The sequence below is a fragment of the Bifidobacterium asteroides genome, assembly GCF_030758775.1.
Taxonomy (GTDB): Bacteria; Actinomycetota; Actinomycetes; order Actinomycetales; family Bifidobacteriaceae; genus Bombiscardovia; species Bombiscardovia kimbladii.
Map to the genome: position 1 here is coordinate 167,576 of NZ_CP132384.1, position 22,728 is coordinate 190,303.

General features: G+C 56.1%; 15 protein-coding genes, 3 rRNA genes and 1 pseudogene. 16 read left to right on the top strand and 3 right to left on the bottom strand.

The window, feature by feature from the left end; translation table 11 throughout:
* The first annotated feature begins 100 nt into the window (after positions 1 to 100).
* The 7 genes from RAM15_RS00580 to RAM15_RS00610 all read left to right on the top strand — a co-directional run bounded on the left by RAM15_RS00580 (position 101) and on the right by RAM15_RS00610 (position 8,782).
* Positions 101 to 1,625 (top strand): 16S ribosomal RNA (locus RAM15_RS00580).
* A gap of 414 nt (positions 1,626 to 2,039) precedes the next feature.
* Positions 2,040 to 5,109 (top strand): 23S ribosomal RNA (locus RAM15_RS00585).
* Between the two features lie 167 nt (positions 5,110 to 5,276).
* Positions 5,277 to 5,393 (top strand): 5S ribosomal RNA (gene rrf, locus RAM15_RS00590).
* The 16S, 23S and 5S rRNA genes sit together here, the layout of an rRNA operon.
* A 327-nt stretch (positions 5,394 to 5,720) precedes the next feature.
* The gene (locus tag RAM15_RS00595) at positions 5,721 to 6,380 is read left to right on the top strand and encodes an SDR family oxidoreductase (RefSeq protein ID WP_306221626.1); all 660 of its coding nucleotides are present in this window, start codon (positions 5,721 to 5,723) and stop codon (positions 6,378 to 6,380) included.
* A gap of 194 nt (positions 6,381 to 6,574) precedes the next feature.
* Positions 6,575 to 7,327, top strand: a complete 753-nt coding sequence (locus RAM15_RS00600; RefSeq protein WP_306221627.1) for a tyrosine-protein phosphatase — start codon at positions 6,575 to 6,577, stop codon at positions 7,325 to 7,327.
* A 69-nt stretch (positions 7,328 to 7,396) separates the two neighbouring features.
* Positions 7,397 to 8,335 (top strand): aldo/keto reductase, encoded by a 939-nt coding sequence (locus RAM15_RS00605; RefSeq protein ID WP_045923846.1) that lies wholly within the window; start codon positions 7,397 to 7,399, stop codon positions 8,333 to 8,335.
* Positions 8,336 to 8,530: 195 nt separating this feature from the next.
* Complete coding sequence (locus RAM15_RS00610; RefSeq protein WP_306221628.1) at positions 8,531 to 8,782, top strand: hypothetical protein; 252 nt, start codon at positions 8,531 to 8,533, stop codon at positions 8,780 to 8,782.
* 182 nt (positions 8,783 to 8,964) lie between these two features.
* Here RAM15_RS00610 and RAM15_RS00615 read toward each other — a convergent pair whose 3' ends face one another.
* Positions 8,965 to 9,783 carry a nitroreductase family protein gene (locus tag RAM15_RS00615; RefSeq protein ID WP_306221629.1) on the bottom strand — a complete coding sequence of 273 codons (819 nt, stop codon included), beginning with the start codon at positions 9,781 to 9,783 and terminating at the stop codon, positions 8,965 to 8,967.
* A 106-nt stretch (positions 9,784 to 9,889) separates the two neighbouring features.
* Positions 9,890 to 10,255, bottom strand: a complete 366-nt coding sequence (locus RAM15_RS00620; protein WP_306221630.1) for a DUF4235 domain-containing protein — start codon at positions 10,253 to 10,255, stop codon at positions 9,890 to 9,892.
* Positions 10,256 to 10,320: 65 nt separating this feature from the next.
* On the opposite strand from RAM15_RS00620, the gene RAM15_RS00625 reads away from it, so the two are divergent.
* Together RAM15_RS00625 and RAM15_RS00630 are read left to right on the top strand one after the other, a co-directional pair.
* Positions 10,321 to 11,031 carry a histidine phosphatase family protein gene (locus RAM15_RS00625; protein WP_306221631.1) on the top strand — a complete coding sequence of 237 codons (711 nt, stop codon included), beginning with the start codon at positions 10,321 to 10,323 and terminating at the stop codon, positions 11,029 to 11,031.
* Positions 11,032 to 12,027: 996 nt separating this feature from the next.
* Positions 12,028 to 13,366: pseudogene (locus RAM15_RS00630) on the top strand (ABC transporter substrate-binding protein).
* A 17-nt stretch (positions 13,367 to 13,383) separates the two neighbouring features.
* Here the strand turns inward: RAM15_RS00630 and RAM15_RS00635 are convergent.
* Positions 13,384 to 14,388, bottom strand: a complete 1,005-nt coding sequence (locus RAM15_RS00635) for a LacI family DNA-binding transcriptional regulator (protein WP_306221632.1) — start codon at positions 14,386 to 14,388, stop codon at positions 13,384 to 13,386.
* Positions 14,389 to 14,599: 211 nt separating this feature from the next.
* On the opposite strand from RAM15_RS00635, the gene RAM15_RS00640 reads away from it, so the two are divergent.
* The 7 genes from RAM15_RS00640 (at position 14,600) to RAM15_RS00670 (ending at position 22,671) form a co-directional block, all read left to right on the top strand.
* Entirely contained in the window at positions 14,600 to 15,454 is an 855-nt protein-coding gene (locus RAM15_RS00640; RefSeq protein ID WP_306221633.1) for a carbohydrate ABC transporter permease, read from the top strand.
* The gene (locus tag RAM15_RS00645) at positions 15,451 to 16,287 is read left to right on the top strand and encodes a carbohydrate ABC transporter permease (protein ID WP_306221634.1); all 837 of its coding nucleotides are present in this window, start codon (positions 15,451 to 15,453) and stop codon (positions 16,285 to 16,287) included. Before RAM15_RS00640 ends, RAM15_RS00645 begins: the two co-directional genes overlap by 4 nt.
* 104 nt (positions 16,288 to 16,391) lie before the next feature.
* Entirely contained in the window at positions 16,392 to 17,051 is a 660-nt protein-coding gene (locus tag RAM15_RS00650) for a DUF624 domain-containing protein (protein ID WP_306221635.1), read from the top strand.
* A 34-nt stretch (positions 17,052 to 17,085) separates the two neighbouring features.
* A complete protein-coding gene (locus tag RAM15_RS00655) occupies positions 17,086 to 18,135 on the top strand; it encodes a LacI family DNA-binding transcriptional regulator (RefSeq protein ID WP_306221636.1) in 1,050 nt (349 codons plus the stop codon).
* 184 nt (positions 18,136 to 18,319) lie between these two features.
* The gene (locus tag RAM15_RS00660) at positions 18,320 to 19,714 is read left to right on the top strand and encodes a glycoside hydrolase family 32 protein (RefSeq protein ID WP_306221637.1); all 1,395 of its coding nucleotides are present in this window, start codon (positions 18,320 to 18,322) and stop codon (positions 19,712 to 19,714) included.
* A gap of 160 nt (positions 19,715 to 19,874) precedes the next feature.
* Positions 19,875 to 21,188 carry an ABC transporter substrate-binding protein gene (locus RAM15_RS00665; RefSeq protein WP_306221638.1) on the top strand — a complete coding sequence of 438 codons (1,314 nt, stop codon included), beginning with the start codon at positions 19,875 to 19,877 and terminating at the stop codon, positions 21,186 to 21,188.
* 166 nt (positions 21,189 to 21,354) lie between these two features.
* Positions 21,355 to 22,671 (top strand): ABC transporter substrate-binding protein, encoded by a 1,317-nt coding sequence (locus tag RAM15_RS00670; RefSeq protein ID WP_306221639.1) that lies wholly within the window; start codon positions 21,355 to 21,357, stop codon positions 22,669 to 22,671.
* Positions 22,672 to 22,728: the final 57 nt, after the last annotated feature.

Consider the following 22,728-nt stretch of genomic DNA (forward strand, 5'->3'; position numbering starts at 1 on the left):
CGTTGTGAGGGGTGTCGGGGTTTTTCGTGGGTTGGTTTCCTCCTTATGGAAGCTGGCCCGTCAATTTATTATGAGAGTCGTTTCGGCTTCTTCATGGTTTTTTGTGGAGGGTTTGATTCTGGCTCAGGATGAACGCTGGCGGCGTGCTTAACACATGCAAGTCGAACGGGATCCGCCAAGCTTGCTTGGCGGTGAGAGTGGCGAACGGGTGAGTAATGCGTGACCAACCTGCCCCGTGCTTCGGAATAGCTCCTGGAAACGGGTGGTAATGCCGGATGCTCCGCATCATCGCATGATGGTGCGGGAAAGGGTTTACCGGCATGGGATGGGGTCGCGTCCTATCAGCTTGTTGGCGGGGTGATGGCCTGCCAAGGCTTCGACGGGTAGCCGGCCTGAGAGGGCGACCGGCCACATTGGGACTGAGATACGGCCCAGACTCCTACGGGAGGCAGCAGTGGGGAATATTGCACAATGGGCGAAAGCCTGATGCAGCGACGCCGCGTGCGGGATGACGGCCTTCGGGTTGTAAACCGCTTTTGATTGGGAGCAAGCGAGAGTGAGTGTACCTTTCGAATAAGCACCGGCTAACTACGTGCCAGCAGCCGCGGTAATACGTAGGGTGCAAGCGTTATCCGGATTTATTGGGCGTAAAGAGCTCGTAGGCGGTTCGTCGCGTCTGGTGTGAAAGTCCATCGCTTAACGGTGGATCGGCGCCGGGTACGGGCGGACTGGAGTGCGGTAGGGGAGACTGGAATTCCCGGTGTAACGGTGGAATGTGTAGATATCGGGAAGAACACCGATGGCGAAGGCAGGTCTCTGGGCCGTCACTGACGCTGAGGAGCGAAAGCGTGGGGAGCGAACAGGATTAGATACCCTGGTAGTCCACGCCGTAAACGGTGGATGCTGGATGTGGGGCCCGTTCCACGGGTTCCGTGTCGGAGCTAACGCGTTAAGCATCCCGCCTGGGGAGTACGGCCGCAAGGCTAAAACTCAAAGAAATTGACGGGGGCCCGCACAAGCGGCGGAGCATGCGGATTAATTCGATGCAACGCGAAGAACCTTACCTGGGCTTGACATGTGCCGGACGGCCGCGGAGACGCGGCTTCCCTTCGGGGCCGGTTCACAGGTGGTGCATGGTCGTCGTCAGCTCGTGTCGTGAGATGTTGGGTCAAGTCCCGCAACGAGCGCAACCCTCGCCTCGTGTTGCCAGCACGTTATGGTGGGAACTCACGGGGGACCGCCGGGGTTAACCCGGAGGAAGGTGGGGATGACGTCAGATCATCATGCCCCTTACGTCCAGGGCTTCACGCATGCTACAATGGCCGGTACAACGGGATGCGACATGGTGACATGGAGCGGATCCCTGAAAACCGGTCTCAGTTCGGATCGGAGCCTGCAACCCGGCTCCGTGAAGGCGGAGTCGCTAGTAATCGCGGATCAGCAACGCCGCGGTGAATGCGTTCCCGGGCCTTGTACACACCGCCCGTCAAGTCATGAAAGTGGGCAGCACCCGAAGCCGGTGGCCCAACCCGTTTGGGGGGGAGCCGTCTAAGGTGAGGTCCGCGATTGGGACTAAGTCGTAACAAGGTAGCCGTACCGGAAGGTGCGGCTGGATCACCTCCTTTCTACGGAGATATGAGTGAAATCCCCCGCCTGTTTATGGGTCGTGGGGTCGTGTCCATGGGTCCGGCCGGTTGGTCGGATGGCGTGGGCGTGCTGGCGTGGAACGGTCGGAAGGCTGTGGCATGGATGCGCTGTTGGGTTCCCGGACCGCCACCTTGTTTTGGGTGGTGTTCCTGCCGCCCGTCGGGTTCCTGCATGGGGTGTTGCCCTGTGGCGGGTCTTGGCGGCGCGCTGGTGGCTTGAGAACTGGATAGTGGACGCGAGCGGATGGCTGGCTTTTCGGGCTGGCTGTCTGCTGTATTGTTTCGTCCGAGCCCATGTTTGGTGGGTTCGGGTCGATCGTTTTGTGATCGTTTAGTGTGATGATTTGTCGTCTGGCAGTTCGCAGTTGTTGTTGTCGTGGCATGGCCTGTGGCCGTGTTGTCGGCAAGGGCGCATGGTGGATGCCTTGGCAGACAGGACCGATGAAGGACGCGTGGGGCCGCGATAGGCCTCGGGGAGCCGCCGACAGGGCTTTGATCCGAGGGTGTCCGAATGGGGTAACCCGCCGGCTGTTATGGGCCGGCACCGCATTCGTGCGGGGGGTACGCAGGGAAGTGAAACATCTCAGTACCTGCAGGAAAGGATATTCCGTGAGTAGTGGCGAGCGAAAGCGGATGATGGCCAAACCGGTGCCGTGTGAGACCCGTCGGGGGTTGCGGCATGGGTGTTGTGGGACTTGGCGTCCGGGCTCCGACGGGCCCGGCGGCAGTGATAAAGCGGCGTGTGAGGCGAACGGGATTGAATTCCCGGCCGTAGAGGGTGATGGCCCCGTAGCCGAAGGCGCGCCGCCTGCCGGTTCTTGTTCCCAAGTAGCGCGGGACTCGTGGAATCCCGTGTGAATCGGCCCCGACCGTGGGGTAAGCCTGAATATTCCTGTCTGACCGATAGCGTACGAGTACCGTGAGGGAAAGGTGAAAAGCACCCCGGGAGGGGAGTGAAAGAGTTTCTGAAACCGTGTGCCTACAATCCGTCGGAGCCTTTCGGGGTGACGGCGTGCCTATCGAAAAATGAGTCTGCGAGTCAGTGGTGCGTGGCGAGGCTAACCCGTGTGGGGCAGCCGTAGCGAAAGCGAGTCCGATAAGGGCGTTCCAGTCGCGTGTCCTGGACCCGAAGCGGGATGATCTAGCCCTGGGCAGGTTGAAGCGCGGGTAAGACCGCGTGGAGGACCGAACGGACCTGGGTTGAAAACCGGGCCGATGACCTGGGGCTAGGGGTGAAAGGCCAATCAAATTCCGTGATAGCTGGTTCTCTCCGAAATGCATTTCGGTGCAGCGTCGCGTGAGTGCCTCCATGGGGTAGAGCTACTGGATGCTTGAGGGCCCGTATCGGGTACCGACAGCAGCCAAACTCCGAATACGTGAGAGGTGTATCGCGGCAGTGAGTCGGCGGGGGATAAGCTCCGTCGTCGAGAGGGAGACAGCCCAGATCGTCGTCTAAGGTCCCTAAGCGCGTGCTAAGTGGGAAAGGATGTGGAGTCGCATAGACAGCCAGGAGGTTGGCTCAGAAGCAGCCATCCTTGAAAGAGTGCGTAACAGCTCACTGGTCTAGTGGTTCCGCGCCGATAATGTAGCGGGGCTCAAGCACGCCACCGAAGACGCGGCAGCGCAGTTTGCTGTGCTGGGTAGGAGAGCGTTCCGCATGGGGCGAAGCGGCGGCGTGAGCCGGCCGTGGACCGTGTGGAAGTGAGAATGCAGACATGAGTAGCGAGAGGCGGGTGAGAATCCCGCCCGCTGGATGACCAAGGGTTCCGGGGCCACGTTCGTCGTCCCCGGGTGAGTCGGGTCCTAAGGCGAGGCCGACAGGCGTAGTCGAATGGATGAAGGAGTCGATATTCTCCTACCGGCGTCAAGCCGTCCAATCCAAGACGCGGAAGCGTGCCCTTACCTGTGTCGGGCGATGGCCTTCGGGCCGTCCGATGGCATGGGACCGGCGTGTGGATGCGTGGCGGGTAGCGCGGGAGTGACACGGAACGGGAGCCGGGCCGCGGTGGTGGTTATCCGTGGTCAAGCATGCGGCGCGTCGGGCAGGCAAATCCGCCCGGCATGAGCGCGAGGTGTGATGATGGGGGGCCTTGTGCCCCGAATCCGGTGTGCCGTTCCGTCGAGAAAAGCTTCGGCGTGAGGAGTGGCGCCGCCCGTACCCTAAACCGACACTGGTGGTCAGGTAGAGTATACCAAAGCGATCGAGCGAATCCTGGTCAAGGAACTCGGCAAATCACTCCCGTGCCTTCGGTATAAGGGAGGCCCCTGCCGGTGAGGCGCCTTGCGCGCGGAGCCGGTGGGGGCGGCACAGACCAGGGGGTAGCGACTGTTTACCAAAAACACAGGTGCATGCGAAGACGTAAGTCGCTGTATATGCACTGACGCCTGCCCGGTGCCGGAAGGTTAAGAGGATCCGTCATCCCTCTTCGGAGGGGGCAGCGGTGAATTCAAGCCCCGGTAAACGGCGGTGGTAACTATAACCATCCTAAGGTAGCGAAATTCCTTGTCGGGTAAGTTCCGACCTGCACGAATGGCGTAACGACTTCCCCACTGTCTCGACCAGGAGCTCGGCGAAATTGCAGTACGAGTAAAGATGCTCGTTAAGCGCAGAAGGACGAAAAGACCCCGGGACCTTTACTATACCTTGGTATTGGCGTTAGGTGCGGACTGTGTAGCATAGGCGGGAGGCTTCGAAGCGGGTGCGCCAGCATCCGTGGAGCCGGAATGTGAAATACCGCTCTGTCCTCATCTGGCCTCTAACCTCGGCCGGTCATCCCGGCCAGGGACAGTGCCTGGCGGGTAGTTTAACTGGGGCGGTTGCCTCCCAAAGAGTAACGGAGGCGCCCAAGGGTTCCCTCAGCCCGGTTGGCAATCGGGTGTTGAGTGCAATCGCACAAGGGAGCTTGACTGCGAGACCGACGGGTCGAGCAGGGACGAAAGTCGGAGATAGTGATCCGGTGCCGGCGTACGGACGCGGCATCGCTCAACGGATAAAAGGTACCCCGGGGATAACAGGCTGATCATCCCCAAGAGTCCATATCGACGGGATGGTTTGGCACCTCGATGTCGGCTCGTCGCATCCTGGGGCTGGAGCAGGTCCCAAGGGTTCGGCCGTTCGCCGATTAAAGCGGCACGCGAGCTGGGTTCAGAACGTCGTGAGACAGTTTGGTCTCTATCCTCTGCGCTCGTTGGAATCTTGAGGAGCCCTGCCCATAGTACGAGAGGACCTGGGTGGACGAACCTCTGGTATGCCGGTTGTCGCGCCAGCGGCATGGCCGGTTGGCTACGTTCGGATGGGATAACCGCTGAAAGCATCTAAGCGGGAAGCCCCCTCCAAGATAAGGATTCCATGAAGCCTTGCGGCTTCTGAAGACCCCATGCAGAACACATGGTCGATAGACCGGACGTGGACACCCCGCAAGGGGCGGAGCCGACCGGCACTAATGGTCGAAGACAACACCACACCCGCCCCCGTGAGGGGCGGCGGCATCAACCCTGCTGCGAAACACATGCCTGCGGCAATATGCACGAACACGCACAGGCGATCAGACAATCGGAACACGCGTCCACCATCCGGTCCCCAAGCCGCCAGGAGACCCCGACCCGGCAGGGTCGGCAGAATTGAAGATTCGCGGCGGTCATGGCCTGGGGGAGACGCCCGGTCCCATTCCGAACCCGGAAGCTAAGACCCAGCACGGCAATGGTACTGCACCCGGAAGAGTGTGGGAGAGTAGCACACCGCCGCCACTAAACGTGATTAAGGGAGGCATCTCCAGGACAATATCCTTGGAGATGCCTCCCTTTTTCATATCCGCAACAGACCTGGGCTTAAAGATTCATGCCTTCTCGCAAAGCCACATTCCAAGTAACTGAACACGGTTAAGCGGAATATGAAAAAGCTGCTTCGTACCCATGCTGACTTGTATTTGAGCGGCCTGCGATTTGATATTCGAAATCACTGATCCGGAAGCTCTGGCTTGTTTTGCCGCCTGTTGTTTCTGGTCCAGGACATCTAGAATGGAAAGCAGCCGAATCGGGCGCACAAAAACACATATGCGGAGAAAGCGGATAAACATGGGCAAAAGAATCATTCTTGTAGGAGCCACAGGCAGAGTAGGTGCATTGACCTGCGCTGATCTGGTAAAAGCCGGTCATGAAGTGGTTGCCTGCGCACGAGGGGCCTCGAAGATTCCCGCCAGCCAGCAGGTGGAACCAATGACTCTGGATTTGCATGACCCGCTTTCCCAAGTAACCGACGCATTCCGCAAGTCGCATGCGGATGCTGTCGTCTTCACTGCAGGATCGCGTGGCAAGGACATCAACCAGATAGACGCCCTGGGAGCCATGAAGACCATACAGGCCGCTAAAGCGGTCGGCATCACGAGGTATGTCATGCTGGGAGCCATGTATGCAGCCGATTGGCTGCGCTGGGAGCAGCCCCAGGTCAAACCTGCCATCGATGCCCTCGCTGACTATTACGTGACCAAGAACATGGCCGACCAATACCTGATCAGCTCCGGGCTGGACTACACCATTATCGAGCCAGGCAGTCTGACCGAGCAGGAAGGCACAGGAACCATCCAGGTCGAGCCAGACGGGCCCGGTCCCATACCGATCGCCGATGTGGCACAATGCCTGGCCGACTGCATCGACCTGGAGCAGACCATAGGCAGGATCTACAACATCATCGGAGGCAGCACGCCCATCAGCAAGGCCCTGACTGCAAACCAGTAACAGAACCCGCCAATTCCTCAAGAGCAACGTCCGCCTACAGACTATGGCGTGTCTGCAGAGCAACAGGAATGGTACCTTGGTTGCATTGCTTGTTGCCTTTATGCTGTTGATCGCGCGCTGGCGCATTGCGTCCCAGTGACCTTTATGAAGGTGGGGTTGACGTGGGGACTGGGCGCAACCGAAGGAGGTCGTCAATGAACATCACCAATTTTCGGGATCTGGGTGGCATGCGGACCATCCACAGCCGCCGGGTCCGCCAGCATAAGTTCATCCGATCAGGGCAGCTGGTGGGTCTGGACGAAGATACGGAGAGGGAGTTGGTCGACCGCTACCAGGTGACACAGGTTGTGGATTTCCGCCGGCCCTTTGAGAGACAGGAAAGTCCGGACGACAGGATCGATGGTGTGACCTTCACCAACATCGATCTGCTGGAGCAAAGTGGCACCAGCGGCGCCAGCCTGGACGATTTCGCCTCGCTGGGTTTGGCGGATCAGGTCAACGGCCACATGTTGAATGTCTACCATGACCTGGTCATGAATCCTGCGGCCCAGCAGGGGTATGGGAAGTTCCTGCGCATCGTCGTGGGCAACATCCAGGGGGCTACTCTCTTCCACTGCTTTGCCGGCAAGGACAGGACCGGGTTCGCCGCGGCCCTGGTGCTTTGGCTGCTGGAGGTGGACGACGACCAGATATTCGCGGACTATCTGAAGACCAACCAAGAGAGGGTCGCGGCCAACAATCAGCTGCTGGACCAATTCCGCGCCAAGGGCTTCGACCAGGATTCGTTGGACGCGCTAGAGATTGCGCTCTGCGTCAAGAAAGAATACCTGGCTCATGCCCAACAGACCATGATCGAGGCCTATGGGGACGTCTTTACCTATGCACATCAGGCCCTAGGGTTCGGGCCAGACCAGGTGGAGGCCCTGCGTCGCAACCTGCTTGAGTAACCGCATAAGGCTGGAAGGCGGCTGGAGCGGGTAGACTCGAGCCTAGACGTTAATTGCGAGGAGGACATTGTGCGATACATGAACTTAGGACAGTCCGGATTCCGGGCCTCCCGTGTGGCCCTGGGGGTCATGCGGATCGATCAGAAGAGCCGCGAGGAAGCGCGGACCATTGTGGAGACGGCCATGAATGCGGGTGTCGACTTCTTCGACACTGCAGACTGCTACCATGCCGGGGCCAGCAGCCGGGCTCTGGGGCAGGCTCTGAAGGATCTGAGCGTAGACCGGGACAGCGTGGGCATCCAGACCAAGTTCGGCATCTTCCGCAACCCGGACAGCGACCAGATCACCCGCTACGACTTCTCCAAGGATCACCTGCTGAAGGCCCTGGATGAGGAGCTGGTCAACCTGCAGACCGACCATGTCGACTTCGTGCTGCTGCATCGCCCGGACACCCTGGTCGACTTGGACGATCTGGCCGAGGCCTTCAATGAACTGCAGACCAGTGGAAAGGTTCGGCACTTCGGTGTCAGCAACGTCAACCCCATGCAGGTGGAGCTGCTGCAGAGCGCGGTAAGCCAGCGGCTGGAGGTCAACCAGCTGCAGTTCGGCCTGGGGCACACCGGCATGGTCGACCAGGAGATCCACGTCAATATGGGCGACGATCCCAGCCTGGATCATGATGGCGGTCTTCTGGCCTATTCGCGGCTGAAGTCCATGACCATTCAGGCCTGGAGCCCCTTCCAGACCGGATACTTCGACGGGGTCTTCCTGGACAATCCCCGCTATCCCGAACTCAATGCGGAGTTGGACAAACTGGCCAAGCAGCATGGGGTAGCCAAAAGCGCTATTGCTGTGGCCTGGATTCTGCGGCATCCCGCCGGCATACAGGTGCTTCTGGGATCTATGAACCCCGGGCGCATCACGCAGATGGCCGCTGGTGCGGATGTGGATCTGACAGCCCAGGAATGGTACGACCTCTACCTGAGCGCCGGTCACGACCTGCCCTGATCTGTGCTCTAGGGTCGCTCACGTCCATCCGGCTTTAACTGCTTCGGGTTATGAACGATTGCACCCTGCCAGTCTGATCTTGCATCATCGGCTTGCGTCATCTGGCAGGGCCTGTCTGGCCGGGCGTTGGGCGCTATGAGTGTATAAGTGCGCAGAAGGAAAGTCAGATCGGTTTCGAGGTAGTCGTACGCTGTCATGCATTATTTCACCCCACGACGTTGCGCTGCTACGTCCAAGATCATGTATCACGATCGGGCCAAGGCCCAGCAGGCCGCCGACCGCAGCATGCTCGAACGCAACGTTCTTCTGTGGGTCTACCGTTGCGACTACTGCGGGAGCTGGCATCTGACCAGTCATGAGCCGGGCTCCTACCAGCGCACGAGGATGGGCTCGCGAACTTTGAAACCGCATAGCCGCAAACGTGGGTACAAGCCTCGTCGCAGGTGAGGCAGTCATTGCCGAGTTGATTCTGATTGACTCTGCCGGCCCCTAACAGCAAGATCGGATTCCGCTGATCTCGCTGTTAGGGGCCGATTGGGCTTTGTCTGTTCACCTAAGGCCGGTGAACTAGGCTGGTGAACATATCAGGTGAGCCCTACAGTTGTCTGGCCAGCAGGGATTTCGTTGCCCTAGCAGGCTGGGTCGAAGCCCTGTCGGCGAATCGAATCCAGCATGGGTTCATGGCCGGAGGCGGGATTGCGAACCTTGTCAGCCATCATGGCGCTGAACGAGCGGTGGGGGTCGTCCAGGTGCCGGATGTCGCGATAATAGCGGGTGACCGTCTGATCGAAGCCAGCCAAGGCATCCTTCATGTCTGCATCATCGTCGGCCCGCTGATAGGTGTTGGTAAAGATTTGCGCCTGACGAGGCATCCTGGGCTTGGGATCCGGATCCTGGGCCGGATGGCCGATGGCAAGACCCAGCACCGGATAGACCAGTTTGGGCAGCTTCAGCAGATCAATCAACCTGTTCGTGTCATTGATGACGCTGCCCAGAATGACGCCGCCCAGGCCCAGGGCGTTGGCTGCGGTCTCCATGGCGTGCAGGGCCAGAACCGCATCATTCTGGGACTGCAGGAAGACATACCCGGAGTTGAGCAGGGTGGTATCCGGATCCAGATCATCGGCGAATTGTCGGACCAGATCGGCATTGCGACGCTGGTCGGCCAGGAAGATGTAGAGCAACGGGGCTTCGGCAACATAGCGCTGATGGGCCATATCTGCGATAGCCAGCGCCTCATCATGGTCAGTGACCCTGATGGCCGACCATTCATGGAAGTACCGGCTGGTCGCTGCATGCTGAGCCGCCTGCTCAAGCAGGGCGATGGTCTGGTCGTCGATCGGTTCGTCGGTGAATCCACGGATGGAGCGTCGTTCAAGCAAGGTCCGTATGGTGGGGTTGTCGGCCGGATTCGCGGCCGGGGTTTTCTGTGAATTTGATAAGGTCATTTTGACATTCTGGCCGTCAATGCCTGTCAATGCAAGACCTTGTCGTCAAAATCACGCAATCAGCGTTATCAGGACCAGCCTGGTTATCAGTCAGCGTCCCTTGCTTTCAGCGCTGGTGACGACGGTCGATCAGAGCCTGGGAACCACGCTCGGACAGACCAGAGACCAGGGCGGTGACGGCTGCCGACAGAACGCCGAAGAGAAGACCGGCAGTAGCACTCTCCTGATCTTCTTCGGGGTTGTCAACGCCTCCGTTGCGCTTGCGGACCAGTCCGCTCCAGAAGGATTGGAAGAGTTTGCCTGCCAGCAATGCAGCGATGCCGGGAAGCGCAAACTTGATCAGCTTGTCTGTCAGCGATTCCGGATCCGATTCAATCGAGTTGCGCATGTCATTCACCTTGCCATCCACCTGATGAAGCATGCCGACCACTTGGTCGGCCATCCCGCCAGGTTCCCGTCCTGAGTCCGTCATGGGTCCATTATCCCACACGCCTGGGGGTCTGGGGCGTGACCGGACCGTGGGTTAAACTGCTATCCATGGACATTGCGAAGAATACGTCGGGCAATGATGCCTCGACCGAGAGCGAAGGCTACGCTGTGCTGTTGCGGCATGGTCAGACAGTTTGGAGCGAAACCGGGCAATATACGGGGCGCACTGATATCCCCTTGACTGACCAAGGGCGTGAACAGGCCAAAGAGGCGGGTCAAAGGCTGGCTAAGGCCTTCCCCAATGGGTTTGACCCTGACTGCATTTTTTCCAGCCCCCTGCAACGAGCCCGGCAGACAGCCGAGCTGGCCGGTTTCCCTGATCCGGCGCCGATGGATGAGATCTTGGAGTGGGATTACGGTCCGGCCGAGGGGCACCGTCCTCAGGATGTGGTGGCCAGCCTTGGCCGAGAGTGGAAACTGTGGATTGACGGTCCGCATGCTTTGGGCATCGGTGAGCTGAGTGGCGACCGGGTGGTCGATCTGCCTTCGGGCAGTCCCGTTTCCGTACATGTGACTCAGGGCGAAAGTCTGGATCAGGTAGCTGCCCGTGCGCGTGGGATCGTCGAATGGCTCGAGCCCCTGGTGTGTTCGGGGCGGCATGTGCTCCTGGTGGCGCACGCCCACATCCTGCGCATCCTGACGACGCAGTGGCTTGACTTGGATCCCCATAAGGCCCAGCTGTTCCGGATGAATACGGCGCATTACGGTGTTCTTGGCATCTACCAGGGCAAGCGTGTGCTCAGGCAGTGGAACGTGTGATTGAGCTGAATATCAGTTTGTCTTAGTGGGTTTGACGATTTCGAAACCCGCTCAGGAAGTAATCCCTGTGGGCCATAATTATAGCCCAGACCTTAGGCTTTCAGCCCCATGCCTTGGACAGACATGCAGTTGCCCAGAATCAACCTGGCTGGAAACTGTTTTTTGCATGAGTCGGTTAATTGCGCTTGCCAGTGGTCAGGTCCACGACTTTTCTGGTGGCGATCTCTTCTATCTGTTTGGGTTCTTGATGGGGACCGGGGTCACTTTGCACCCGCGAGCGTGCAGACTGTCGTCAAAACCTTGCCCCCGCGACTTGTTGTCGGCGCCCTAACGTGGCTCTTTCCCAGTACGAGCATAAGCAATACTGCTATGCCATACTCCTGGCAGGCTATAGCCGCGGGAAAGGACCTAATGCTGAATGTTTGGTCTATCTGCCCACGGCTTTCTGCTATCTTGACGACTGTGGGCTCTGCCTGGCTGGCCCGACAGGCACAGTTATAAAAAAGCATTGACTCGTTTTGCGTACTGAGAATGGTGCACAGAAGCGTGTATCCCGGTAATTGAGAAGGCAATGTTTCTAGGCCTCAGAGTGAGGATATTACGTATCGATTCCAGGAAAGAGCGGCCCTGTCAAAGCTTATGCGCGTGTTTCGCGGATCGTGGTCGCATCGGATCTGCGCTCTGATGTGCCGTTTCTGCAGTCGATGATGGCAGGGGGAGTCACCTGTCAAGATAGTGTACTGATTTCGAGAGTTTTTCTAGATATTATGCAAACGTTTGTACAAGAGAGCACATTTATCCTTAAATAATAATGGGAATGAATTATTAAGGTTGATAAATGAGCATAATTAAGTCACGATCTAAAATGCTAGCGTTTGCAATTTGCTCGGAAAAGTGGGAGATTATGAGTATAGGCGGTTGATGAAGCCTTGCTTGATCTGCGCCGCCGCGTAAGTGATTGCGGGATACCTCGCGATCTAGAGGAAAGGTTCAAAGATGAATAATACGGTCAAGGCGACCATAACCGCGGCGGTTGCTGCAGTTGTGACTCTTGGAGCCGTTGCCGGGTGCGGGGCTTCCGGAACTGCCGCCAAAAGCGATCAGGGAAAGGTGTATTTCCTCAATTCCAAGCCAGAGGTTTCGGACAGCTGGAAGAAGATTGCCGATGAGTATACCAAGCAGACAGGTGTCCCGGTCACGGTGGAAACCGCTGCTTCAGGAACTTACCAGCAGTCACTGAAATCCGAATTTGCCAAGTCTGAACCCCCTACGCTCTTTCAGCTCTCTGGGCCGGTGGACATGGAGACTTGGAAGGATTACACGGCTGATCTGACTGACACGGCAATCTATAAGCAGATGAAGGATCAGACCCTCGCCTTGAAATCTGCGGAAACCGGCAAGCCCGTAGGTGTGCCTTTCGTTATAGAAAGCTATGGCTTGATTTATAACAAGGACATCCTGGACAAGTACACCAAGACCAGCGGTGCAGCGGTCAAATCTGTCAAAGACATTAACTCTTTTGCCAAGCTCAAGGCTGTTGCCGACGGGATGCAGAAGCATAAGGATGAACTTGGCATCAAGGGAGCTTTTACTTCAGCCGGTTTCGACTCGAGCTCCATTTGGCGGTATGACACTCACCTTGCCAACATGGCGCTTGATAGGGAATTCAAAGACGACGGTATCACGCAGGAACCGGCCAGCATCAAAGGCACCTATCTGCCTCAGTTCAAGAACATCTTTGACCTGTATCTAACGGATTCGACCACTCCGCGTACGCAGCTCAGCAGCAAGACGAACGATGATGCGAACTCTGAATTTGCCTTGGGGGATGCTGCATTCTATCAAAATGGCACTTGGGCTTGGACTGATCTGCAAAATGCTGGGATGGATGCCGATAAGGTCGGTATGATACCCATCTACATGGGTTTGCCCAATGAGCACCAGCAGGGATTGGCGACTGGTTCCGCGCAGTACTGGTGCTTGAATAAGAAAGCTGATTCTAAGAACATCAAGGCAACCGAGAAGTTCCTTGACTGGATGATCACTTCAGAGCAAGGCAAGAATGCCATAGCCAAGGATATGGGTTTCACCACCCCCTTCAAGACTTTCAATAAGGTGAAGGCCGATAATCCTCTGGTCGCCGCTATGCAGAAAGACTCCGATTCCAAGCGTGAGCGTGTGGGCTGGAGCTTCACGGTTGCGCCTTCGGAGCGTTGGAAGGATGATCTCGGAAGCGCCATGCTCGAATACGCCCAGGGGACTGCCGGCTGGGATGGCGTCCAGAAGGCCGTTCGTGGACAACTGGGCGAGGGAGTATCAGGCCAACAAGCACTGATCGTTGCAAAGATGATTTCAGCGCTTGAGCGGAGCGGTGGACGACCGGAGAATCAATGTGGGAGGGATCAGCTCATGCGGATTCTCCGGCTTCTTTCCCTCAATAAGCTGCAGGGTCTTCTTGGCAAGCGAAACAGCCATATCGTAAGGCTTCTGCCGAATGGTGGTCAGTCCAATGTCCTCTGCGAATCTGCTGTCGTCATACCCTATGACGGACATATCAGAGGGAACGGCGATGCCGAACCGTTGCAGTTGAAAAATCAGCGGTATGGCTAATGAATCCTCCTGACCCGCAATTGCGGTGGGACGGGTTTTCAGGCTTTCCAGCTGTGCCAGAACAGCACTGGTGGGGTTTCCGGTTGCAGGGGCTGCCAGGACTGTTGGCTCGATATTGGCAGCCCTGCAGGCGCTGAGGAATCCCTCCAATCGGGCTCGAACGCTGAAGTGAAGTGAAGCAACAGGAGTTGATCGAATATATGCAATACGGGTGTGACCCAGAGCTATCAGATGATTGGCCGACAGCATGCCGCCATTGAAATCGTCGATGCGGACCGAGGCCATGAAACCGTTCTCCTCAGTAACGTTAAGGCTGAGAATCGGGACGTTGATGCTGGTGAGGCGAGAGACCTCGGCAGCCTCAATATCAAAAGAGGTGACTATGACGGCGTCAACGTTGCGTTTGACCGGCAATGCCTCGAAGAATTCTCTTCGTGCGTGGCCACTGATGATCTGGCAGATAGAGATGTCGTATCCATTGCGTGAAAAGACCGCGTTAAATCCTTCCATGATGGTCGAGTTGAACCAAGTGCTCAAGTGGTCGTTGATGAGCACGGCCACTCGTAAGGACTGGCCTGATTTGAGCGCGGTCGCAGAGCGTGAAATCGAAAAGTTCAATTTCCGCGCAGTTGACAGGACCCTGGAACGCGTGCGCTCGGATACCAGCTCCGGCCGGGTGAACGATCTGGAGACAGTGGACACAGAGACATTCGCTTGTTTGGCCACGTCCTGGATTGTGGATTCCATGGGTAACTCCTCGTCAATGCTGAGCCAAGACCAGCTCCTGCAATTGGATGCCGTTACAGTGCTCAGATATCTGATGATAGCGCGCTTGATTGAAATACTGTCAGTCCCGCATATGTCGTCTTCGGCTGTTGCAGGGAGCCATCAATTTGCAAAGGAGCAAGCGTATGTGTGAATCAATGGACGTGTCGTACCGAATGAGAAAGCAGGAACGATGATTTCGATGGTTGGTCGGTCGATTCGTAGGTGGTGGGGGTTGTTTGTGTTGCCTACGTTGTTGGCGTTTGTGGTTGGTTTTGTGGTGCCGTTTGTGATGGGCGTGTATTTGAGTTTTTGCCGGTTCACGACGGTGGTGGATGCCCGGTTTGTGGGGTTGGGCAATTATGCTGCGGCGTTGTCGGATAAAGAGTTCTGGCATGCGATGTGGTATACGGTGGCGTTCACGGTGGTGACGACGCTGGTTATCAATGTGTGTGGTTTCGCGGTGGCGTATATGCTGACCAAGGCGATCCGTGGGGCGAATGTGTTCCGTTCGGTGTTTTTCATGCCGAATCTGATCGGCGGGATCATCCTGGGGTATATCTGGCTGCTGTTGTTGAACGGGGTGCTGGCCCATTGGGGTCGTTCGATCACGTATTCGGGGGTGTATGGCTTCTGGGGGATGGTGCTGTTGTATTGCTGGCAGCAGATCGGCTATATGATGATCATTTACATTGCCGGCCTGCAGGCGTTGCCTGGGGATGTGGTGGAGGCTGCTTCGGTTGACGGGGCCAGCGGCCGTCAGATCCTGTTCCGGATCACGTTGCCGTTGATGATGCCTTCGATCACGGTGTGCACGTTTTTGACGATGACCAACGGGTTCAAGATGTTCGATCAGAATCTGGCGTTGACCAACGGGGCGCCGTCGAACACGTCGGAGCTGCTGGCGCTGAACATCTACCGGACGTTCTACGGGCGCACGGGCTTCGAGGGCGTGGGCCAGGCGAAGGCGGTGGTGTTCTTCGTGATCGTGGCGGTGATCGCGGTGGTGCAGAACAGGCTGACGACCAGCAGGGAGGTGTCGGCATGAGCGGCAAGGTGAGGCATTCGGGCCTGTGGACCCTGTTCTTTGCTCTGGTGTCCTTGTTGTGGGTGTTCCCGATCGTGCTGGTGGTCGTGAACTCGTTCAAGAACAAGGCGTATATCTCGCGCAACGCGTTCTCGCTTCCCACGGGCAGGACGTTCGTGGGCCTGGAGAACTACCGCAGGGGGGTGGAGCGGACCAACCTGCTGGCCAGCTTCGGCTGGACGGTGTTGGTGACCGTGGGCTCGGTCCTGCTGATCCTGTTGTGCACGTCCATGTGCGCCTGGTGGATCGTCAGGGTCAACACGCGGGTGGCCAAGTTCCTGTACCTGCTGTTCCTGTTCAACATGATCGTGCCGTTCCAGATGGTCATGTTCACGCTTTCCAAGCTTGCGGACATGCTGGGCCTGAACACGCCGTGGGGGCTGTGCGTGGTGTATCTGGGGTTCGGTGCCGGCCTGGCGGTGTTCATCTTCACGGGCGTGGTCAAGGGCATCCCCCAGGAGCTGGAGGAGTCGGCCATGATCGACGGGGCCAGCATCCCGCGCACCTTCTTCGGGATCGTGGTGCCGATCATGCGTCCCTCGATCGTGTCGGTGGCGATCCTGGAGGCCATGTGGATCTGGAACGACTTCCTGCTGCCCTACCTGACCCTGGACATGCGCCGGTTCAAGACCATGAGCATCGCCATCCAGTACCTGAAGGGCGGGTACGGCTCGGTGGACATGGGCGCGATGATGGGCTGCCTGGTCCTGGCCATCATCCCCATCATCGTCTTCTACCTGATCTGCCAGAAATACATCATCAAAGGCGTCCTCGCCGGCGCCGTCAAAGGATAAACTGATCTACGCCAGTTAGCAGTGGGTTATCATGGGAACCGGTATCACGATATGGAACGAGTGTCGTTGCCGGTTTCCTGCCCTTTCTTGGCTTGGGGGTCCCGTTGAGTTTTCTTTCTCCTGATTCAGGCTTCATGAGAGGTCTCGCCGATCTTATTGATGCCATATGGATCAACATCCTCATGCTGGTCACGTCAATCCCCCTGATATCCATCGGAGCCGCTCTAACCGCCGGCCATGACGCCGCCAGAAGAAGCCTTGAAGGGCGAGGGCATGTGACATCGAACTATTTCCGTGCCTTCCGTTCAAACTTCATCAAGGCAACCATGATCTGGCTCCTTTTCGGGCCATTGCTGCTGCTGTTGATCTACGCTTGGGTAGTTCTCCAAATCACGCCCTTGTTGATCGTCAAGTTTTCCTTCAGTATTTTGTGGGTGCTGGGGTTCGAGTGGGTATGGGCCTTGCAGTCCCGTTTTGAAAACACTGTTGGTCGAACTTTGCTTAATGCATGGGTATTTGCCTTGGCCAATCTTGGGAGAACTTTGATCATGGTGCTTTTTGACGCCGCATATCTTGTCCTGCTGGTCCTATCGTGGTTCTACATGCCGCAAGGGCTCTTCTTGTTGCTCCTTCTCGGCTATGGGACTTTGATCATGGTGCACACGCCCCTGCTTAATGGTGCCTTTAAACATTTTGTTGCGAATGCCCCGATGTCACGGTCCGCTGCCGTTGAAGCAGGTCAGAAGAAGAGCGAAGAGCGCTGACTGAGGTTGGCTCGCAATATTACAATGAGGATCCATGGTTACACTTCAGGATGTCGCTCGAGCCGCAGGTGTTTCGATTGCCACGGCGTCCTGGGCAATCAATAACAATAAGAACGTCAGGATTCCCGAGTCCACCATGAGGAAGGTCCGCAAAGTTGCGGCGGATCTGGGATACAGGCAGAATGCCATGGCCCGAAGCCTTGCCAGAGGACGATCCGATCTGATCGGGTTTATTAGCGATGGGGTGGCTACTTCTCCTTTTGCCGGACAGGTCATCCAGGGGGCTCAGGATGAAGCTTGGCGCAACGGGAAGATCCTGCTGATTGTCGATACGCATGGAGATCCCGATATTGAGCGCAGAGCCTGCGCTTTCATGCTGGAACGGCAAGTAGAAGGAATTGTGTATTCGTCTTGGGTTCACCACGAGGTTCGCCCTCCGGAGGACTTGGCTCGGGTGAATTCCATCCTTGTGAACTGTTTTGACCGTCTGGGTCGTTTCCCGGCAGTGGTGCCGGATGAAGTTCAGGGAGGCCGCACAGCTACGGAAATGCTGACGAATGCAGGTCATAAGCGTATAGCTTTCGTCAACGCCACCGAGCAGTCGCCAGCCTCGCAGGGCAGGTTGGAAGGGTACCAGGAGGCCCTGGCTGCAGCAGGATTGCAGTACGACCCAGACATGGTGATGACGTGCACGGTGGATCAGGAAGGCGGGTATGGCATCATGTCTCAGGTCATGCAGACTGGCGCCACGGCGGTATTCTGCCATAACGACCGCACTGCCATGGGCCTGTTCGATGCGCTTCGTGAACGAGGAATGCATGTGCCAGACGATATTTCGGTGGTGGGATTCGACAATCAGAAATTGATTTCCGCCCATCTCCATCCGGCGCTCTCCACAGTTGGTCTGCCGCAGTATGAACTCGGGGTGCTTGGAATTCGCATGCTGCTGCAGCGCGAGGATGTCGGCGAGAAGGGTGAGGGTGGCAGTGCTGATGCTGCTGGTGAGCACGGACCCTATTCACCCATCAGGGTGGCCTGCCCTTCAGTGCCCCGTGACTCCATACGTATCCTCGCGGCTTCTTGATTTATGGATCACTGGGATACGGGTATCTGTGTTGCCCTATGAAGCTCTCCCTGTGAAATCGATATCCCCTGGTTTATGACCTTGTTTGACTTTTAACTTGAGGCTAATATAATAAGTGCTTAATCGCTTAAACAATGATGTAGCTGAGGATCCGACATATGCGATCCTCGACGGAAAGGTTGCGATGACCAAGCTGTATTATCAATTCCCGGGCACCTGGTTCGGAGACTGCATGCCCTTCGGCAAAGGGGATGAGTTCTTCCTCTTCCATCAGCGCGATAATCGGGACCCTGAACCATTCGGTAAGCCGTTTGGGTGGGACTTGGCGACGACTAAGGACTTCGTTCATTATCGGGATTGTGGCGTTGCCATTCCGCGAGGCGGAGACGCAGATCAGGATCAGTTTATATATGCGGGAAGTGTCTGTGAGGGTGAAGGCGCTTATCATGCCTTCTACACCGCCTATAACAGGGATTACTCTGCGCAGGGAAAGCCGGCGCAGGTCCTCATGCATGCAGTGAGTCATGACCTTTATCATTGGACGAAGACTCATGATGCCCTGACCTTCTCCCCCCAGGAAGGCTACGATCCTGATGATTGGCGGGATCCCTGGGTTATCCGCGACGATGAGCATGATCGCTATCTATTGATCCTTGGCGCACGTAAGCAGGGTCCTAAAACCGTACAGTCGGGACGAACCGTGGCATTCTCGTCAAAGGATCTGAAGCACTGGAGCTTTGAAGGTGATTTCTGGGCGCCCAACCTTTACACCATGCATGAAATGCCTGATCTTTTCAAAATGGGCGATTGGTGGTATCACATCGTCACTGAATACAGTGACAAGCATGGAATGGTCTACAGAATGGCCCACTCGCTCGAGGGACCTTGGACTGCTCCTACCGACGATGCATTTGATGGCAGCGCCTACTATGCCGGCCGCACCTTTGAACTGAACGGCAAGCGGATAATGTTCGGTTGGGTCGGCACCAAGGAAAACGAAGATGACAGGTCCAATTATGAATGGGGCGGGACTTTCGTTCCTCATCAGGTCTATCAGCGTGAGGATGGGTCGCTTGGCGTGCAGCCGGTTGACACCCTTTGGAGCGCTTTCGATCACCGTCGCGAGATTGCAGACTTCGACATAGATGCGTCGGCCGGACGAGCAGAGAAGACCGTTGTCCAAGACTGCGGTGATCTGTATTCGTTTGAGGCAGATCTGACCTTCTCCCCAGGAACCCGTTCATTTGGTCTGCGGCTGAATGAAAACGAAGACACCGGTGAGTCCTACCAGTTCATATTCAAGGTTGGCGAGAACAGGTTCCTCTTTGAAAACAACCCGAACTATCCCTGGTTCGCCAATATGAACATAGGGTTGGAGCGGCCGCTTGAATTGGTTGCAGGGCAGAAGTATCACCTGCAGCTCGTAGTTGACGACACCATTGCCACCCTATACGTAAATGGCGTGGCTTTGAATTCCAGGATGTACAAAAGACCCGGTGACCATCTGGGAATCTTCGTGACAGAGGGGTCGTTGCAGACCACCAACATGACATTTTCCAACACGTTGAAAGAGGGGTGACTTCCTTAGCTGTTGAGATTTGATCGCCGGCGCCTGGCGACGTTGCCACAGGTGTCGGCGAGCCAAGCAATGAACCATTGAGCTTAAGCGTTTATCCGTTGGTCGAGAGGCACGAATAAGCGCCCGATAAAGTAGTCGGTCAAAGAGTAATGGAGTAATGATGAGGAAAATCACTAAAGCAGTGGCTCTGGCAGGAGCGCTCGCTATGTCCCTAGGCGGATTAAGCGCATGCGGAGGCTCTCAGGCCAGCGCCGACAAGGGTCACGTCTATTATTTAAGCGCCAAACCCGAGCAACAGGACGAGTTCAAGGATTTGGCCAAGCAGTTCACCAAGGATACCGGAGTACCTGTTGATGTGTCTGTTGCTTCTTCCGGTACGTATGAGCAGTCCTTGAAGAGCGAGCTGGCAAAATCCAACGCGCCCACCATGTTCGACGTTGATAACAATGATTTCCAGAACTGGGGAGATTACTATCGCGACATGTCCGGGACGAAGATCTACAAGGATCTGAAGAAACAGGACTACGCCCTTAAGCTTAAGGACAAGGTTGTAGCCGTTCCCTTCGTCATGGAACGCTATGGCATTATCTATAACAAAGCACTGATGAAGAAGTACTTCGATGCTAAATGGTCCAGCATAAAGTCCATAGACAAGGTCAACAACTTCAAGGCGTTGAAGACTGTTGCTGATGAAATCCAAGAGCACAAGGACGACCTCGGAGTGAAGGGTGCCTTCAGCTCAGCAGGGTTCGACAGCAGCTCCAACAAGAGGTTTGGAGATCAGCTCGCCCACATTCCGGTCTACTACGAGTACCGGGACCAGAATACCGAGGAAGAGCCTCCGACACTTACCGGAAAATACATGGATAACTTCAAGAACATCTTTGATTTGTATCTGAAGGATTCCACAACTCCGGCATCGCAGCTTTCGAGCGCCACGATGGACGACTCCAACAGCGAATTTGCGACCAAGCAGTCTGTGTTTCTGCAGAATGGCTCCTGGGGCTATCCTCAGATCAAGGATCAGGATGTGGCTGACAAGGATATCGGAGTCCTGCCCATCTATATTGGCGTGCCGGGCGAAGAAAAGTCTGGGCTGACGGTCAGCTTCATGTACTTTGCCACCAACAAAAATGCTTCGGACAAGGATCGAAAGGCTACCGAGCAATTCCTGAATTACATTTTGGAGAACGACAAGGCCCGCAAGATCTTCACTGATGATATGGGCTTTGAGACGCCGTTCAAGTCCTATGAAAAGGCAGGATTCAAGTCGAAGAACCCCGTGCAAAGGGCCAATGACGCATATGCCAAAGCCGGTGACTACGACACTGTTATTCATCCTCTTCCCAGTGCACAGTGGGTGGCTTCGCTTAGTGATGCCATGCTCGAATACGCCCAGGGCACCGGAAGCTGGTCAAAAGTCACCTCCGCCTTTGTAGACGGCTGGGCAAAGGAGTACAAGACCACTCACTGAAACCAATGGGATAACCATCAGTTGACCATGTTGGACATCCCACCGGAATCTGGTGGGATGTCCTCTCCGGCCCAGGATGCTGAGATGGCGTTCTTGGCCCCAATCCAGCGGGGTCTTGATTTTCCGCAACCAATCTGGTTCGGAACTGTATGAAATGAGATGGGTCATGGGTGTAAAAACAAAATCTGCGTTTGCCATAGGTCTTGCATGCGCAATGGTCATGGCATCCGCCGCGTGCGGCGGTACCTCAGCCTCAGAAGCAAAGGGCCGAGTGTACATGATCAGCCAGAAAGTGGAAAACAACGATCAGTTCCTCCAACTCGGAAAGCAATTCACCAAAGATACAGGCATACCGTTTGATTTGATTTCCCCCTCTGCCGACAGCTATGAGCAGACTTTGAAGAGTGAGCTGGCCAAGAGCAAAGCTCCGACTATCATCGGCCTCGACAACAACGACTATCCCAACTGGTCGGATTATTGCGCGGATCTGTCCAAAACACGCATGTACAAAGATCTTACGGATCCGAATTACGTACTCAAGACCGGGAAAAAGGTGGGCGCCATTCCGTTCGTTCTGGACCGCTATGGCATCATCTATAACAAAGCTATTTTGAATAAATACTTTAAAGCATCGTGGGCCAGCATCCGCTCAGTGGATGCCATCAGAGGATTCGACAGCTTGAAAACCGTGGCCGACGAAATTCAAAGTCACAAAGACGAGCTTGGAGTCAAAGGAGCCTTCACGTCCGCCGGATTCGAATCAAGCTCTATCCGACGATATGGTGACCAGCTGGCTCATATACCGGTCTACTACGAGTATCGAGATAAGAACGTCACAGAGTTGCCGGCAACTGTATCTGATAAATATATGCCCAATCTCAAGAAGATCTTTGATTTGTATGTGAAAGACGAGACCGTTGCGCCGACCCAACTTTCCAGTGCGACATTCGACGATGCTGTTTCCGAGTTCGGTCTTGGCGACGCAGTTTTCATTCAAACGGGATCCTGGGCATATCCGCAATTAAAAAATCAGGAGGTTGCCGACAAGGATATGGGGGTTCTGCCCATATATATGGGTGTGCCGGGAGAGGACAAAGCAGGACTGACCATAAGCTCTAACTACTTTGCCATTAATTCGAAGATATCTCCGGAAGACCGGCGAGCCACGGAGAAGTTCATGTCATGGATGCTGGATAAGGACAGTGCCAGGAAAATCGTCACGGACACCATGGGATTCGAAACCCCATTCAAGTCCTACGCGAAGGCCGGGTACAAGACAAAGAACCCAATCCTCCGCGCCAATGATGCTTACGCCAAGCGTGGCTACTATGACATAATCATCCGTCCTCTGCCCACCCAGCAATGGTCACTGAGTCTGGGTAATGCCATGTTGGAGTATGCCCAGGGCACCGGGCCCTGGTCCGGCGTTGAGTCGGCCTTTGTCAACGGTTGGGCTTCTGAGTACAAGACCACACATAAGTGATGAACTGATACGGTCGGCCCCGCGTTTCAAAGCTGGGCCGGTTTCAAAGTTCTAGTG

Bases quoted from the DNA above. Each gene is read 5' to 3' on its own strand.
- RAM15_RS00595 (WP_306221626.1), top strand. From the start codon at position 5,721: ATGGGCAAAAGAATCATTCTTGTAGGAGCCACAGGCAGAGTAGGTGCA.
- RAM15_RS00600 (WP_306221627.1), top strand. From the start codon at position 6,575: ATGAACATCACCAATTTTCGGGATCTGGGTGGCATGCGGACCATCCAC.
- RAM15_RS00610 (WP_306221628.1), top strand. From the start codon at position 8,531: ATGCATTATTTCACCCCACGACGTTGCGCTGCTACGTCCAAGATCATG.
- RAM15_RS00615 (WP_306221629.1), bottom strand. From the start codon at position 9,783: ATGACCTTATCAAATTCACAGAAAACCCCGGCCGCGAATCCGGCCGAC.
- RAM15_RS00620 (WP_306221630.1), bottom strand. From the start codon at position 10,255: ATGACGGACTCAGGACGGGAACCTGGCGGGATGGCCGACCAAGTGGTC.
- RAM15_RS00625 (WP_306221631.1), top strand. From the start codon at position 10,321: ATGGACATTGCGAAGAATACGTCGGGCAATGATGCCTCGACCGAGAGC.
- RAM15_RS00635 (WP_306221632.1), bottom strand. From the start codon at position 14,388: ATGGAATCCACAATCCAGGACGTGGCCAAACAAGCGAATGTCTCTGTG.
- RAM15_RS00640 (WP_306221633.1), top strand. From the start codon at position 14,600: ATGATTTCGATGGTTGGTCGGTCGATTCGTAGGTGGTGGGGGTTGTTT.
- RAM15_RS00645 (WP_306221634.1), top strand. From the start codon at position 15,451: ATGAGCGGCAAGGTGAGGCATTCGGGCCTGTGGACCCTGTTCTTTGCT.
- RAM15_RS00655 (WP_306221636.1), top strand. From the start codon at position 17,086: ATGGTTACACTTCAGGATGTCGCTCGAGCCGCAGGTGTTTCGATTGCC.
- RAM15_RS00660 (WP_306221637.1), top strand. From the start codon at position 18,320: ATGACCAAGCTGTATTATCAATTCCCGGGCACCTGGTTCGGAGACTGC.
- RAM15_RS00665 (WP_306221638.1), top strand. From the start codon at position 19,875: ATGAGGAAAATCACTAAAGCAGTGGCTCTGGCAGGAGCGCTCGCTATG.
- RAM15_RS00670 (WP_306221639.1), top strand. From the start codon at position 21,355: ATGGGTGTAAAAACAAAATCTGCGTTTGCCATAGGTCTTGCATGCGCA.